10 protein-coding genes are annotated in these 17,255 nt (G+C 37.6%); 3 read left to right on the forward strand and 7 right to left on the reverse strand.

The genetic code is table 11. The features are described from left to right. Positions 1–38: 38 nt before the first annotated feature. Complete coding sequence (locus I2F17_RS08180; protein ID WP_196423339.1) at positions 39–1,409, reverse strand: phosphohexomutase domain-containing protein; 1,371 nt, start codon at positions 1,407–1,409, stop codon at positions 39–41. A 482-nt stretch (positions 1,410–1,891) separates the two neighbouring features. Here I2F17_RS08180 and gltP point away from each other — a divergent pair, with 482 nt between their 5' ends. Beyond that, positions 1,892–3,178, forward strand: coding sequence for a glutamate/aspartate:proton symporter GltP (gltP, locus tag I2F17_RS08185; protein ID WP_196423340.1), 1,287 nt, complete (start codon positions 1,892–1,894; stop codon positions 3,176–3,178). A 47-nt stretch (positions 3,179–3,225) separates the two neighbouring features. Here gltP and I2F17_RS08190 read toward each other — a convergent pair whose 3' ends face one another. The 5 genes from I2F17_RS08190 to ptsP all read right to left on the reverse strand — a co-directional run bounded on the left by I2F17_RS08190 (position 3,226) and on the right by ptsP (position 11,131). Continuing rightward, on the reverse strand, positions 3,226–4,560 hold the full coding sequence (locus tag I2F17_RS08190; RefSeq protein ID WP_211139556.1) for a basic amino acid/polyamine antiporter: 1,335 nt from the start codon (positions 4,558–4,560) through the stop codon (positions 3,226–3,228). Between the two features lie 5 nt (positions 4,561–4,565). Then, positions 4,566–5,441, reverse strand: coding sequence for a homocysteine S-methyltransferase family protein (locus tag I2F17_RS08195; protein ID WP_196423342.1), 876 nt, complete (start codon positions 5,439–5,441; stop codon positions 4,566–4,568). A gap of 189 nt (positions 5,442–5,630) precedes the next feature. Next, positions 5,631–7,334 carry a fructose-specific PTS transporter subunit EIIC gene (locus I2F17_RS08200; RefSeq protein ID WP_196423343.1) on the reverse strand — a complete coding sequence of 568 codons (1,704 nt, stop codon included), beginning with the start codon at positions 7,332–7,334 and terminating at the stop codon, positions 5,631–5,633. 9 nt (positions 7,335–7,343) lie between these two features. Continuing rightward, positions 7,344–8,276: a 1-phosphofructokinase gene (gene pfkB, locus I2F17_RS08205; RefSeq protein ID WP_196423344.1), complete on the reverse strand. Its 933-nt coding sequence runs from the start codon at positions 8,274–8,276 to the stop codon at positions 7,344–7,346. Between the two features lie 2 nt (positions 8,277–8,278). Further along, positions 8,279–11,131 (reverse strand): phosphoenolpyruvate--protein phosphotransferase, encoded by a 2,853-nt coding sequence (ptsP, locus tag I2F17_RS08210; protein ID WP_211139557.1) that lies wholly within the window; start codon positions 11,129–11,131, stop codon positions 8,279–8,281. 289 nt (positions 11,132–11,420) lie between these two features. Between ptsP and ybaK the strand changes: the two genes are divergently transcribed. Continuing rightward, positions 11,421–11,885 (forward strand): Cys-tRNA(Pro) deacylase, encoded by a 465-nt coding sequence (ybaK, locus tag I2F17_RS08215; RefSeq protein WP_211139577.1) that lies wholly within the window; start codon positions 11,421–11,423, stop codon positions 11,883–11,885. Between the two features lie 849 nt (positions 11,886–12,734). Beyond that, positions 12,735–13,928, forward strand: coding sequence for a multidrug effflux MFS transporter (locus I2F17_RS08220; RefSeq protein ID WP_196423346.1), 1,194 nt, complete (start codon positions 12,735–12,737; stop codon positions 13,926–13,928). Between the two features lie 614 nt (positions 13,929–14,542). Here I2F17_RS08220 and I2F17_RS08225 read toward each other — a convergent pair. Further along, positions 14,543–16,912 (reverse strand): membrane-bound PQQ-dependent dehydrogenase, glucose/quinate/shikimate family, encoded by a 2,370-nt coding sequence (locus I2F17_RS08225; RefSeq protein WP_211139558.1) that lies wholly within the window; start codon positions 16,910–16,912, stop codon positions 14,543–14,545. Positions 16,913–17,255 lie beyond the last annotated feature (343 nt).

Raw genomic sequence — 17,255 nt, forward strand, 5'->3', positions numbered from 1 at the left:
AACGCAGCCTTGGCTGCGTTTTTTTACAATTGCATTATTTATGCTGTAATTAATGCAGTCACTTCTTCAACATACGATTGTAATGATCGACCCGCTGCACCAGCACGTACTTCAATATTTAAACGTAATAGAGGCTCGGTGTTTGATGCACGAATATTTAAACGCCATGTACCAAAATCTAAACTCACGCCATCTGTTTGATCTATGCTTGGTTGAGCAACCGAGTAATGATCAAAAATACGTTGAATGACTGTTTTAGTATCAGAAACTTTAAAGTTAATTTCACCACTACATGGGAATTTAGCAATCATGTTTTCAACCAACGATGACAACGATTGTTGCGTTTCAGACAGCAATGCAGACACTAAAAGCCATGGGATCATGCCACTGTCACAGTAAGCAAAATCGCGGAAATAATGATGAGCGCTCATCTCTCCGCCATATACTGCATTTTCTTCGCGCATGATTTGTTTAATAAATGCATGTCCCGATTTAGACTGTACAGCTGTCCCTTGATATTTTTCAACAATATCTAAGGTGTTCCATACTAAACGTGGATCATGCACAATTTTTTCACCACTTTTTTGAAGTAAAAATGCTTGTGCTAACAGACCTACAATATAGTAGCCTTCAATAAATTGCCCTTTTTCATCGAACAAGAAACAGCGGTCAAAATCGCCATCCCATGCAATCCCCATATCTGCTTTATGTTCAAGTACGGCTTCAGAGGTACTGGCACGATTTTCGACTAATAATGGGTTAGGAATACCGTTTGGAAAAGTACCATCTGCTTCATGATGGATTTTCACAAATTCAATTGGAATATTTTTTTCTTTAAATTGTGCTTCTAACGCATCAATCACATGTCCTGCTGCACCATTACCTGCATTCACCACTAATTTTAATGGGCGAATTTTTTCAGGTTGAATATAAGTGAGCAAATGTTCAACAAATTCAGGCAAAATATTGTAATGAGTGGTTGTGCCTTTAGTGGTCACATCTTCAAATTGATTGGTTTCAGCCAAGGCTTGAATTTCTTTTAGGCCAGTATCTGCACTAATTGGTCGAGAGTTTTCTCGTACCAATTTCATACCGTTGTAATCCATTGGATTATGGCTTGCAGTAACTTCAATACCACCTTGTACGTCTAGGTGAAAAGCACCGAAGTATACTTCTTCTGTACCTGTCATGCCTAAATCGAGTACATTCACCCCAGCATCATTGAGTCCTTGAATCGTTGCTTGCTTTAAGCTCTCACTACTTAGGCGGACATCACAGCCCACAACAATTTGTGTTGGTTTATAAATTTGACCATAAGCGCGGCCCACTTTATATGCAATTTCTTCGTTTAGTTCAGTTTCTAGTTTGCCTCGAATATCATAGGCTTTAAAACAAGTCAGTGTTGTCATAGCTTTTTCTGTTGTTTCTAATGTTTACAAGAGTTTTGATTATAACGAGCATTTGGTCACTTGTAAGCATAAAAAACCTGCACTTTATAAAAGATCAACACAATATAGTGGCTTAAACTTTGCGTATCATTTTTGAGTTGGTGAGCTTGTACGGTATGTTTTTTTCGATATAAGACTTAGGTATAATTTATTCATATTTTAAATTTCATTTAAAGTGTAAAGTTAAGTAAAATTATAAAAAATATATTGATATAAATAAGTATTTGATTAATAAAGATAATAAAATATTTTTTGTGATTCAAGATTTTAACTGTGTAATTTTTTGTTGACCTAACCATAGCCCATGAGTACATTAACCCCGTCTTGAGGGAGCATGTCAGAAGTGTCATTGTGAAGTGATATGCTTAGTCTTTCCATTTCTGATAGATGTTGTGTTTTAAGACACAGCAAAGATCAGGCAAAGTAAATAGGGTTTTTAACCTATGAAAAAAATAAAGATTAGTTTGGCGTGGCAAATTTTAATCGCATTGGTTTTAGGGGTCATTGTTGGTGCTATTTTGCATGAACAACCTGAAGTTAAAGATTATATTGTAACCAACTTTTTAAAGCCAGCAGGTCAGATTTTTATTAGTCTGATTAAAATGATTGTAGTACCAATTGTTATTTCTACACTTATCTTAGGCATTGCTGGGGTTGGGGATTCGAAAAAACTAGGAACATTGGGTTTAAAGACCATTATTTATTTTGAAGTAATCACAACTGTTGCGATTATTTTGGGAATCTTCCTTGCAAACACTTTCCAGCCTGGTGCTGGTGTAGATATGTCTTTGTTGCATAAAGTAGATATTTCGCAATACGAACATACGACTGAGCAAGTTCAATCAGGTACACATAGCTTTGTTCAAACCATTTTATCACTCATTCCTTCAAATATTTTTAGTGCAATGGCAAATGCCCAAATGCTACCGATTATTTTCTTTTCGGTTATTTTTGGTGTAGGTCTGTCTGCATTGCCAAATGAAACAAAGCAACCTTTGTTAGATGTGATGAAGTCAGTTTCTGAAGCAATGTTCCGAGTAACACATATTGTGATGATGTATGCACCTATTGGTGTATTTGCATTAATTGCAGTGACCGTAGCAAGCTTTGGGTTCTCATCATTAATACCATTAGCAAAACTGGTTATTTTGGTGTATTCGGCAATTTTAATTTTTGGTTTAGTCATTCTTGGTCTTGTTGCCAAATTCTGTGGCCTTAATATTTTTACGATTATTAAAATCTTAAAAGACGAACTGATTTTAGCATTCTCAACGGCAAGTTCAGAAACAGTATTGCCACGTATTATGCAAAAAATGGAAGCATATGGTGCACCAAAGGCCATTTCTAGTTTTGTTGTACCTACAGGTTATTCATTTAACTTAGATGGCTCTACATTATATCAAAGTATTGCGGCAATCTTTATTGCGCAACTTTATGGTATTGATTTGTCTTTAACACAAGAAATTGTGTTGGTATTAACCCTTATGGTGACTTCTAAAGGCATTGCAGGCGTACCGGGGGTATCTTTTGTGGTATTACTTGCAACGTTAGGTTCAGTTGGTATTCCATTAGAAGGCTTAGCATTTATTGCAGGTGTTGACCGTATTTTAGATATGGCACGTACCGCATTAAATGTGATTGGTAATGCATTGGCAGTGCTTGTGATTAGTAAGTGGGAAAAACAGTTTGATACTGAAAAAGCCAAAGCATATGAGTTGTCTTTAAAATAAAATTAGTATGGTAATCATAAAAAACGGTTCATTATGAACCGTTTTTTTTACTGTGATTTATTTGATTTTCGTTGATATTTAAAATAACTATAAAAGAAAATCAGTAGACCTACAGCATATAAAATCCCTGAAAGTAAGAGAAGAGATAAGCCTGCGGCATACACCAACCAAGCAGCATACAGTGTTGCGATAGATGCAATACAGATATGTTTACTTTGACCAAGTTTGAGCGAAGTTTTAAGGTAAAAGGCAGAAACTAAAAAGTAAGGTAATAAAATCATCACAGATGAAATGAGGAGCAAATTGTTGTAGTTTTTATCAAAAAAACAAACCGCAATTAAAGAAACCTGAACCACAATAGAGGTGAGCCATAGTGAAGCAATCGGCACATTATTTTCATTGGTTTTTAAAAAAATGTCAGGAAAAGCACCATTTTTAGCAGCAAGAAAAGGGATTTCTGTTGCAAATAAAGTCCAACTTAAATATGAAGAAGCCACTGAAATAATAAGACCTACGGTAATAATGATTGTACCGGGTAAACCAATCAGATGCGTTAAAATGGTTGCCATAGATGGGTTATGTAAACCGGCAATATCTGCTCGACTGAGCACACCATAAGACAGTACAGTCACCATAATATAAAAAACTAATGCGACTACAACACCTAGTACAGTGGCTTTGCCAATGTCATGACGGTTTTTAGCACGAGATGACAAAACTACAGCACCTTCCACCCCAGTAAATACCCATAGTGTGATGAGCATTAAGTCTTTAACCTGTTGCCATACAGGGACTTGTAATGACGTATCTAAAAAATTAAGTTTAAATAAGTCGAGCTTGAAGGCAATAAAGCTGAAAATAATGAATACAACCATGGGTACGATCTTGGCAATGGTGGCAACCAAATTCACAATCGCTGCTTCTTTAATGCCTTTACTCACCAATAAGTGAATGAGCCACACAAAAATTGAAGAACCAATGATGGCATATAAGGTGTTACCTTCACCAAAGATAATCTGTTCTTTCGTGTCTACAAACATTCCTAGTGCAGAAAATGCAATCACCACATAACCGACAATACCAATGGTTGTACACAGCCAATATCCCCAAGCTGAACAAAAACCAATCAGCTCACCAAAACCTTCACGTGCATAGTTGTAAATACCACCTTCGAGTGTTGGAAACTGACGAGATAAATAAAGCAGGGAATAGGCTAAAAATAAAATACCGACCCCTGTGATTCCCCATGCAATGATTAATGCTGAACCATTAGCAACTTGAGCCATATTTTGAGGTAGGCTAAACACACCAGAACCAACCATTGAGCTAAACACAAGGGCAGTAAGAGCGACTAAACCGATTTTACGAGAAGAAGAAGACATAGTTATTATTCTTTAAGGTGGATAGACAATTGCTGTATGTGTGCTGGGCTAATACCACAGCACCCTCCAATTAAACTTGCACCTGCTTCTTGCCATTGTTTCGCAAAATCTAAGTACATCTTTTCATCGAGGTCTTTTCGAACATCATCTAATCCATCATTTGCTGTTGCCGTTTCATTTTGTGGTGGAAATGCATTGGCATATGCCCCAACATGCACATGAGGCAGTAATTGCTTCATTTCATGAATGGCCTGTAAAATGACTTCAGGCTGACAACAGTTAAATAAAACGGTATGTATGCCTAGTTTTTGAATGAGCTGTGCTGCTTGAGCTAAAGTTTCACCTGAGCGTAATTGACTTTGTGGTAAGTCAACATTGTCTTGTAAAGTAAATGAAACCCAATATGGTCGATCATCTTTAGGTACAAGAGCATGCACCATTTCTACTTCTTGTAGGCAAGATTGTGTTTCTGCAAGCCAGAGGTCAACATCGTGTGTTAATGTCTCAATAATAGGTAGCGCAATATCAGACACTTGATCTTGATCAAATAGGTCTGCACGGTACGAACCAAATAATGGTGGAAGACAGCCTGCAATTTTGGTTTGCTTTTTGGTGGCTTGTACTGCAAGTTTTGCTTGCTCAAGTGCGACCGCAGTCAGTTGTCTCACTTCTTTTTTAAAACGCTCTTCACCAATATGAAATGGTACAACGGCATAGTTATTTGTGGTAATGACTTCAGCACCTGCTTCAATGAAGTCAATATGAACTTGTTTCACAATGTCTGGTGCTTCCCATAAAGCAAGTGCAGACCATTCAGGTTGGCGAAATGGTGCGCCACGGCGTGCTAACTCTCGTCCAACACCACCATCTAAAATTTTCATTGTTTGCCCCAAGTTAAACTTTTATTTGGCAGTATACTGAAAAATGATGGTTTTTCGTTAATCAAGTTTTCAATAAACTTATTCAAAAAAATATTAAATGAATTTTATGGATATGGATGTGGATTATTTTTATATGAACCATAAAAAAAGCCAAGTCATACAACTTGGCTTTTTTATTATCTGGTTTGGTTATGCTTTTTCAGCGACCAGCTCAGGTTGTTTTTGTTTGAGGAGTGCATAGGTAATACCTGTTAATACACTACCTGCACAAATGGCCAATAAATAGGCACCAGCATGGTTCATCGCATTTGGAATTAAAAGGACAAAAATACCGCCGTGTGCTGTTTTGAGCTCACAGTTTAAATACGCAACCAAAGCACCTGTCAGTAGACCACCTAAAATACAACTTGGAATCACACGTTTAGGATCTTTTGCAGCAAATGAAATTGCACCTTCAGAAACAAAACATAAACCCAATACGAAAGAGGCTTTGCCTGTATCTCGTTCTGCTTGTTCAAATTTTGCTTTTGCTAAAAATGTTGCAATTGCCATACCTAAAGGAGGGACCATGCCACCTGCCATAGCTGCAGCAATTGGCATGTAGTGATTTGTTGTAAATAGACCAATGGCCACAGCATAAGCGGCCTTGTTAATTGGACCACCCAAATCAATACACATCATACCGGCAATGACCATGCCCATTAATACAGCATTGGTTGAACCCATACCCGTTAGAAACGTCTTTAGCATTTCAAAAAGGTAAGCGACAGGTGTACCCACCACATAAACCATCAGCAACCCTGTCACTAAGCTTGCTAATAATGGAATAATCAAGATTGGTTTTAATGATTCAACACTTTGGGGGAGTTTGAGTTTTTTAGCTAAAAAGAGGGCAATGTAACCTGCGATAAAACCAGATGCTATGCCACCTAAAAATCCAGCACCCAAAGGCCCTGAGGCCAATAATCCACCAATTAAGCCAGGTGTTAAACCTGGTCGATCTGCAATAGAGTAAGCAATATAGCCTGAAAGCATAGGTACCATTAACATCATGGCTGTTTTGCCAATCATGGCAAGATTTGCACCCAATGAGCCATCTACAGGATGTATACCAAATACTAAAGAAATGGCGAGAATCAAACCACCTGCAACCACCATGGGTAGCATGTAAGAAATACCTGTAAGCAAGTGTTTATATAAACCAGCTTGCTCTTTTTTCTCGTCTTGGGCTTTAGTTGTAGATTGTTTACCAGAATCTAAAACGGTTGCCTCTTTCACTGCATTTTCAAAGGCTTTGTCTGTTTGTTTGAGTGCAAAGCCTGTAGCACAACGATATACACGTTTACCCACAAAGCGATCTGTATTCACTTCAATATCTGTGGCTAAAATAACAATATCTGCTTGAGAAATGCTTTCAGCAGTTAAGATATTTTTTGCCCCTACAGAGCCTTGAGTTTCAATTTGAATCTCATAGCCATGCTTTTTTGCACCCTGTTGCAATGCTTCAGCAGCCATAAACGTATGCGCTACGCCCGTTGGACAGGCAGTAATTGCAACAAAACGAGTTGCCCCCGTAGCTGTTGTTGCTAATTGATCTGCCGTTGTTGCTGTGCTGAGTGCATGTGCCAAAATGTCTTTTGTATTGCTTTGAGCAACATCTAGACTCACAATTGAAACGGTTTTTTGTTCAATCATTTTGGTGTTTGTCGGCTTATCACCAACAATAATGACCTGTTGTGCTGTACTGATCGCTTCATCTTCGAGCGATTGTGCAACAGTGGCAGTGTAACCTTGTTGAGTGGCAGTTTGAGCCAGTTTACGTGTTAAAATAGATGCATTAACAGGTTTTTCTGCACTATTTGGCACAAATAGAATATGTTTGGTCTCTTCCATGTTATTCACCTAGCTCAAAGAATCAACAGTGATTTGTTTTTTTAGATTGTCAATCGCTGATAAATCTTCTATTGCAAATCCAATTTGAGTCACTGCATTGCTACCAATTGCAGTGGCTGTTTTGAGGGTTTCCTCTGGAGAGTATTGACTTAAAAAGCCATGAATCATACCTGCAACCAAAGAATCGCCTGCACCAACAGTACTTTTTACATGTACTCTTGGCGCTTTAGCATGTAATGGATGTACAGGATGTACCCAATTCACGCCATGTTCACCCATAGAAATCACAATGTTTTCAATATCAACTTGATGATCTTGAATTAATTGTTTTTGTTGTGCAAACGTTTCGGCAGGTTGGTTATATGCCTCAGCCAATTCATCTGTATTGGGTTTAATTAGCCACGGATTCGCTCGAATGGCAGCACTTAATGCAGGGCCACTCGTATCAACTACGACTTTTTTACCTTTACTTTTAAGCCATTCAATCAGTTCAACCAACTCAGTGGTGGTAAACCCTTGAGGCAAGCTTCCTGAAACAACCACAATTTCTACAGGATCAAGTAAGCCTTCAATCGTTGCATGGAGCGCGTCTTTATCTTTTTGTGTGACAGCAAAACCTTTTCCATTAATATCGGTCATTCGCCCAGATTGTTCACCTACTTTAATATTTTGACGAGTCTCGCCTTGAATATAAATGAAGTGATTGTCAAAACCTTCATGCGCAAAATGTTTATCAAAAATTTGACGATTTTCTTGACCCAAAAAACCAGTAATGATTGCTTTGTGGCCAAGATCTTTGAGCACTTGTGCGACATTTAAGCCTTTGCCTGCCGCAAGGCTTTGAGCTGACTGTTGACGATTTACATGCCCAACATGAAGGGTGTCAATCTGAATCGTGACATCAATTGCAGGATTGAGTGTTACGGTTAAAACTTTTGCCATAGTTATTCACCTAATTCTCGTACGGCTGTTGCGCTGTCACAGAGCAAAGCTTTCTGTGCAATTTGTTGGCATTCAGCAAAATTTAACTGACGAATTTGTGCTTTGACCAACGGGATACTTGTACTTGACATGCTGAGTTCATCAACGCCAAGACCCATCAATACAGGCACAGCTTTTGGATCTGCTGCTAATTCACCACAAATACCGACCCATTTCCCATGTTGATGTGCAGCACGGACGGTTTGGTCGATCAAAAGAAGCACACTTGGGTGTAAGCCATCTGCTTCTGCAGATAAAACAGGGTGACCACGGTCAATGGCCATGGTGTATTGGGTTAAATCGTTTGTACCAATACTGAAAAAATCAACTTCTTGTGCCAAAATTGGCGACAATAATGCAGCTGATGGCACTTCGATCATGATACCTACTTCGAGGTTCTCACATGGGTATGTTTCACGTAGCTCGTCTAAAATAATTTTTGCTGATCGCCATTCTTCTACACGTCCAATCATTGGAAACATAATACGTAGTGGGCGATTATCTGATGCTTTAAGCAAAGCAATCAATTGTTTACGAAGTAAATCTGGTTTACGTAAAGTTAAACGAATACCACGTACACCTAAGAATGGGTTTTCTTCTTCTGGGATCGGAACGTATGGGAGTGGTTTATCTCCTCCAACGTCTAAAGTACGTACCACTAAAGGACGGCCTGCAAGGTCATCTAAAATGACACGGTATTCAGATTCTTGAGTGGCTTCGTCTGGTGCACTATTGTGTGCCATAAAAACCAACTCAGTCCGTAGTAGTCCAATGGCTTCAGCACCATCTTTTACAGCTTTTTGTCCAGCATTGACTTTACCAATATTGGCTGCGATTTCGACTTGATGACCATCTAAGGTGATTGCTGGCTCTTGGCAGTGTTTTTCTGCTTCAATACGAATTTGGCGTTGGCGTTCACGTTCTGTAACGGCATGTTCAATCAATGATGCTTCAGGGCTAAGAACAAAGTCGCCATTGTCGCCATTAATCAGTACGGTTGAGTTACTTTCAATATTGAGTACGCCTGCACCTGCACCTACAATCGCAGGTATACCAAGCGCACGAGCCACGATGGCACTGTGGGCACTTGCACCGCCTACAGCGGTCAAAATACCAGCCACACGTTCTTTATCTAAGCGTGCAACATCGCTTGGCCCGACGTCATGCATAATTAAAATATAGGGTTCTTTGGGTTCAACCACATCAGGTACATTACATAATACAGCCAGTACACGTTCACCAATATCACGTAAGTCAGCAGCACGTTCAGCCAATAAGTGATCTTGCAAAGACTCTTGTGCTTTAGCTGCAGCTTCAATGTGCTCATGCCATGCTGCAGGCGCAGAAAGATTTTGCTTTAGTTTTTGATGTACACCTTGAATGAGATCAGGATCATCAAGCATTGCTAAATGGGCTGTGAAAATTTGCTTGATGGCTTCAATTTTGCTTTCAGCAATAAAGTCTTTAATATTGCTTTGTACGTGTTGAATCGCTTGTTCAAGTTTTTCAGTTTCTGCTTTTAAATTTTTGCTTTGGCGTTCGTAGTTAAATTGGCGTGGTTTAATTACATGTGCAGGGCCAAAAGCTAAACCACTCGATGCAGGAATACCAGAGGTTTGATCTTCGGTACTTTCGTCAAAGCGTAATACTTCTACTTTTTCTACTGCTTGAGTACTTGCTGTATTTTCCTCAATTGGTTCAACGTCTTCTCCTAAGCCATTTTTAACAGCCTGAATAACGTCATTTAATCCTGCCACTGCATCGGTATCAGGCTCTGCAATAAAAGTCAGCACTTGGCCACGTTTGCAACCAAGTGACAAAAGTTTGGTTAAACTTTTGGCTGAAATAAACTGGCCATCATCAACAGATACTTGTATATCGCCGACAAACTTTTTAGTGACATTAACAAGCTGTGTTGCAGGTCGTGCATGTAAGCCATGTGCATTGGCTAAAGTCACGTGCATTGATGGCCAATCTGGAATAATTTCTGCACCAATAATTTGTGCAATTTCATGACTATCGTGTTCGTAGGTCAGTTTTTTGAGTTGTTCAGGATCAAATAAAATATCCATTAAACGGTTAAACTGAGGCATGTCTAGTTGATCATTGCTTGCAATACACAATAATGTATTGAGCTCTTCACCTTGATACTCAAGTGCAGATTCAGGCTTTACAATACTCACAGCAGGGTTGAGTACATGTTGGTTGGCCGTCACTGACCAAATACCTTCACCAAGGTGAATCATTTGTTTGGTATCAAGTGCAGTAATAAAGCCAGCTTCAACAGCTTTTTGTTGTTTTAAACGTTGTGCAGCATGCCAAAATACATCATCAATATCGGTAGCAGGGACTTGTGTTTCGATTAAATTTTCGTGTAGTGCTAAAGACAGTGGTTGTGCTTGAAGAAGTTCAATAATTTGTTCTGCAGATGTAGCTTGTTTTACACGGTCAGAGACATCATTAATGAGTGCTTTTGTGAGTATTTGTAGTACTTGTAAATGTTCGTCAGATTTAGCTGCAATAACCACAGCGAGGTATATTTTATTTTCTCCATCCCAGACCACACCTTCGGGGAAGTGTGCTAGGCGGACACCTGTTTGTAAAATATATTGTCTGGATTGGGGTGTACCATGTGGAATTGCAATGCCTTGTCCTAGGTACGTTGCACTTTGTTGTTCCCGTGCTTTTAAACCATCCAAGTATTCAGGGGTAACGAGCTGGTCTTCAACTAAAATGTTGACTAGACACTGTAACGCCTGAGCTTTATCAACAGCATGTTGATTCATTCTAACATGTTGTATATCTAGCGCTAACATAAAAAATCCTTGAAAAACATCATAAATCGAGTTAAGGCGCTGCCTTTCCGGGAAGAGTTAAAGGCAAATTCTACTATGCTTTGTCTGTAAAAGCAGTTCTTTTGGTGACAAGACATGGCGGTAAATTTATTTTCGAAAGTTTACTTGAATTTACTTTCAATAGGTTGAGATTTTTTTCATTTTGAAAAACCTTATATAAATCATAAGTATATATTTTTAATACTTTATCGGTTATTAGATTCATCATACAATAAGTCCTTTTATTGTGCCAAGAAAAGAAAGTGAAGTCATGACACCTGCATGTAAGCTGTTAAAACAAAAAAATATTGCCTATACGTTACATGAGTATATTCATGATTCAAATTCGACCAATAGCTATGGTTTAGAAGCTGTAGAAAAACTTGCATTGCCTGCACAAGAAGTATTTAAGACATTACTTATTAGTGACAGCAAAAACTATTATGTGGCTATTTTACCCGTAAGTCATCAATTGAATTTAAAAAAAGTAGCATCAATACTAGGCTGTAAAAAACTTACATTAGCAGATGCAAAAGTTGCACAAAGATTAACAGGTTTTGTTGTAGGGGGAATTAGCCCAATCGGACAAAAAAGACGTTTAAAAACCGTGATTGATTGTACGGCACAACATTACACAAAAATATATGTAAGTGGAGGACGTAGAGGGCTCGATATTGGCTTAAACCCAATGGATTTATCATTATTACTTGATGCTGAATTTGCAGATCTAATATAGATGAAAAAAATGGTGAAATATAGGTCATATACGATTGAAATGTCTTTAATACACATTGCTTTATTGAAATTTGATTAAAATTCAATATGGCCAGTATTTTGAACGACTAATATATTTCTATTCCTAAGTCATAAGTGACATATAGATATTTGATTAAAAACCTACATTACAAATAAAACCATTAATATTTGAGATCAACTACAAATAAGCGCTATTTAAAATAGGATTTACTGAAAATAGGCGTACACATTTGAACTGACATATGATGTTAAAAAAGTGTGATCTATCATCACTATACTTTTGCGTGTGGCTTGGTTTTAATGCTTTTATAGGTAATATCAGGTGTCATCCCAATTTTCCTTGTTATTTTGGGATTTTAATGGTGAAAAATAGTGTTTTTCTTATATTAAGAATGATAGTGTTTTAAGCTAAAATAACCTAAATTACAGATTGTGAGTATCTTTAAGTTATTATGTTTTAGATAAGTTTATATAATAAATAGGGTGATTTTTCCAAAAATAGAAAGTGGATGCGATATAAATATAGTCAAACCACTCAAAAATACATACAAGTAAAAGCTACCAAATACGGCTACATAAGGCTTTAGCATGATTAACTGTATGAACAATTAGATGGTTTCACTATAGGTTACAGCATTAAAAATAAGTTATTACTTTTCAAATCATGTTCATAAAAATATCTAAAACAGTGTCTTATTCAAATAGCTTACATAAAAGTAGTGCTTTTAAGAAATAAACAGCTCATTTTAAGCCTTAAATCATAAATGAGCAGAATAATTCATCGTGGTAGAGCGATATATAACGTCATAACATTATTAAAGATTTTAATATGAATCAGAACACTAAAGAAAAGCCATCAAAATTATTATTGTTGTTGGTATTAAGTGCACTAATGGCCTTTACCTCTTTGTCTATAGATATTTACTTGCCTGCCATGCCAGTGATGCAAATAGATTTGAAAGGCCATGTGGAGTTGACAATTACAAGTTTTTTAATGGCTTTTTCAGTGGCTCAATTAATTTGGGGGCCAATTAGTGATTATATTGGACGAAAAAAGCCGTTATTTATTGGAATGATTTTATTTGTCATAGGCTCTATTGGTTGTGCACTGTCTCAGACCATCGATCACATTATATTTTGGCGAATTTTTCAAGCATTAGGTGCATGTACTGCACCTATGCTAGCAAGAGCAATGGTTAGAGATTTGTATGATCGTGTGGAAGCAGCACAAATGCTTTCAACATTGATGCTGATTATGGCGATCGCACCTATTTTAGGTCCATTAATTGGCGGACAAATATTAAAATTAAGCTCTTGGCATGCCATTTTTTGGTTGCTTGCAATGATTGGTATGATCATGTTTTTGTGTATTTTTAAATTACCTGAAACACATCTAGTAAAAACTCAACAGCAAAAAAATATGCCCATTCGACAAGCTTTTCTTAATTATGGTCATTTATTAAAAAATTGGCTTTTTATGCGATATGTGCTGTCATTAACAGCATTTTATGTTGCAGCATATGCATTTATTGTAGGTTCTCCTTTAGTCTATATTTCTTATTATCATATCGACTCGCAACATTATGGTTGGTTATTTGGTTTAAATATTGTCGGTGTGATGCTAGTCAGTATCATTAATAAAAAATTGGTTAAGCATGTTGCACTACATATATTACTGAAATGGGCAACAACGATATCTATGGTGGCGATGTTAATCTTGATATATTTGTTTTTTTCAGGGCATATGACTTTATTGCGATTAGTCATTTTTTTATTTATTTTCTTCTCTATGAATGGTGTGGTTGCTGCGACCTCAATCGCTGCTGCCTTAGATATGGTACCTCAAACGGCAGGATCCGCTTCTGCTTTGATTGGATCAATGCAATACGGCAGTGGGGTAATTTCATCATTATTACTCACGTTGGGTAAAGGTGATTCACCGCAAGCCATGATTGTGATTATGGCGATATTTGCTACCGTTAGTGCGTTTATTGCATGGTTTCCGCAGTATCATTCTAAATAATTCAAATCCTGTTTAAGCTTTTATTTAACAATTATTTACGTATGGTATTTTGATCAAATACTGAAATTATGTAGCAGATACTTTTAGTTACTCACAGTTGTTTTTTTAAGGGAAATCGGTCTATTTATTATACTGGACTGTAAAGGAAAGCATTTATTTTATATAAAAATATAAAACAGTAGCTTCCTTAAATTTCTTAATAGGATTCAGATTGGATGAATTTTTATATGATAAATCAATTGCTTATATTGTTATAGTGTGTCTGAGAGTTGTACATGTATTTGGTGTATCATCAAAAATACTCACAGATTCAAAATCAAAAAGCCTAATGAATATATTCACTCATACACACATAAAATAAAAATGAGCGTAAAGCTGGGATGTTAGATAGATCTTTAATTAAATGTATGACAATGAATGTAATGCCTGTGTACTTAGTTTTGGTAACGTTTATATCGAATAACAGTCGAGTTTAATCTGTATTTAAACCTGATTAAAATTTTTATTATTCAGCGTAGAGTCATATTATATTGAGTATTTGATATGTGTTTTTAAAAGTTGAGTATCTTGTATTTAAGATACTCAACTGTGTTGCTAACTTATAAAGTTACGTATTAAGGGAGTGTATAAGCAATTACATAATCCCCCCGATTTTCATTACTGCCTGTGCGTGTTGCACCGCCTGCAACCATCACAATATATTGTTTACCATCTTTACCAACATAACTCATAGGCGCACCTTGACCACCTACAGGTAGACGACTACGCCAAACTTCTTTACCTGTATTGCTATCTAACGCGCGTAGGTAATTGTCCAAAGAGCCATGGAAGAATGTTAAGCCACCTTTGGTGACCAGTGGGCCTCCCATTGTTGGCATACCAATTGGTATATGTACACCAGGACGAATGCCTTTGACTGGTGCATCTTCAATGCTGCCCATAGGCACTTGCCATTTGGTTTGCCCATTGGTTAAGTCAATTGCAGTCATTGTCCCAAAAGGTGGTTTAAAGCATGGAACACCTAATGGAGAAACAAACATTGAGCGTTCTACACCCCAAGGCGTTCCTAACTGCTCAGAATACTCACCCTCTGTACTTGGCTTTAAACCGATACGTTGAGCATCTTCACGCTTAATGAATTTACCCCATTGCGCCATACGAATATCATTTACAATCAGTGTACCTGTAGATGCATCTAATGCACCACCACCCCAATTGAATCCACCGTAATAACCAGGATAAATAAGGGTTCGTTTTTGATCAGAAAGTGGTGTAAATTCACCCTCCCAACGCATTTCTTTAAATTGAATACGGCAGATCAACTGATCAAATATGGTTGCACCCCACATATCTTGTTCTTTTAATGGGTCTGTACCCACAGAAATCGCTGAATATGGTTGAGTTGGAGACACTTGCATACCAGGCATAACATCTGTTGCTACAGCACGTTGTTCTACAGGGAATACAGGTTTACCATCACGGCGATCAAGAACAAAAATTTGCCCACGTTTTGTTAATTGAACAAGTGCTGGAATTTTGGAACCATCTTTTTGTGGAATATCATATAAGATAGGTTGTGATGATACATCATAGTCAAACGCATCAATATTCGCCGTACGGAAATGCCAACGCTCTTGACCGGTTTTCATGTCTACAGCAACAATAGAGTCGTTATATTCGTTTGAATATGAATGACGGTTACCTGTCCAAAAATCTGGAGTTTGGTTGCCTGTTGGGAAATAGGCTAACCCAAGTACAGGGTCGTATGCAGCCGTACCCCAGAAATTAGGTGTTTCAATTTTATATGTTTCACCTGGAGGTAGGGGAGTACTGTCGTTTTTACCTCGTGCAGCATCCCATGCCCAAAGCAGTTTGCCTGTCCGTACATCGTAACCACGCACAACACCTGAAGCTTCACCCACCGTAAGATTGTCGTTGAGCTTACCACCTACAAGAACAACACCATTTGCCACTAAAGGCGCTGAAGTTAAATAATATGAACCTTCAGCAGATGCACCAAGACCGTCTAATAGATTAACAAATCCGTCTTGACCAAAGTCATCACACTTTTTACCTGTTTGAGCATCTACCGTAAACAGTCGCCCATCATTGGTTGTACTCACAATACGTGTTGCACAGACTTGATCTTTTGCTACGTAGTCTTGACCAGAGAGTTGACTGAGATCTGCATAAGATACGCCGCGGCAACGCTTCCAATGTGCGTTACCCGAGGTTTCGCGTAATTTAGGGTCAAAACGCCAGTTTTCTTTACCGCTGATTGGATCTAAAGAAATAACTTCATTGTGCGGGGTGCATAAATACATCGAGTTATCGACTTTGAGTGGCGTTACTTGATATTCAGCACCATTAATCGCTAAGTCACCTGTGCGATAAGTCCATGCAACTTTTAAATCTTTTACGTTATCTTTATTAATTTGAGTAAACTGCGCAAAGCGGTCACCAGAGTTGTTTCTTCCCCAAGCACTCCAATCATCACCTTGATTGTCACCTGCTGTGGGGTTAATTATTGGTGATGAAGCTGTATTTTTTGCTTCTACTGTTGGGTGTGGTTTAAACATACTTGCAATAAATCCAAAGAAAATTATTGCAAATATTCCGATCAGTCCCCAAGAAGCCTTTTGATTGATTACAGGTTGTTTCGATTTTTTGAGAAGTTTTGGGGCAAAGAACGTGATAACTAGTGCAATGACAATAAATGTAACAATACGAGGAACCAATTGCCAAAAGTCTGTACCCACTTCCCATAATGCCCAAAGGGTTGCTGTGATGAGCAAAGCTATAGATATCCAAAAAGCATATGCTTGTTTTTTGAATAACCCAATTCCAATAGCAATCATTGCTATGCCAGCAAAGAAGTAAAAGAATGATCCATCTAAACTGATTAGATAGGCACCGCCTAAAGCTAAGCCTATACCAAATAGTATTAGTAATATGCTGACTATACGTAATAATACCGTATTCATAATTACTCCTTTATAAATATATTCAAAGTCCAATTTTGAATCATATGTTTAAGGCAATAACGGTAATGAGATCGGATTAGAAATGTATTTTTATATACGATAAAAATTGATATTGTGTTGAGAATATCAACGAAAACAGTGGTGCACACAGCATGACTGTGTAATCAAAACTGTTACATCCAATATGAGCGATATAAAATGAGCGGCTCTAATCCTTGAGCTTATTACTTACTCTCAAAGCTTTCCTGCTTTCGAGAGTATCTACGTAATGCATTACTGACATAAACATATAGACGTACATATCTTTACACAAAAAGATCTTTTTTTAAACATTTGTTTTATT

The organism is Acinetobacter baretiae, from assembly GCF_015627105.1.
Lineage (GTDB): Bacteria > Pseudomonadota > Gammaproteobacteria > Pseudomonadales > Moraxellaceae > Acinetobacter > Acinetobacter baretiae.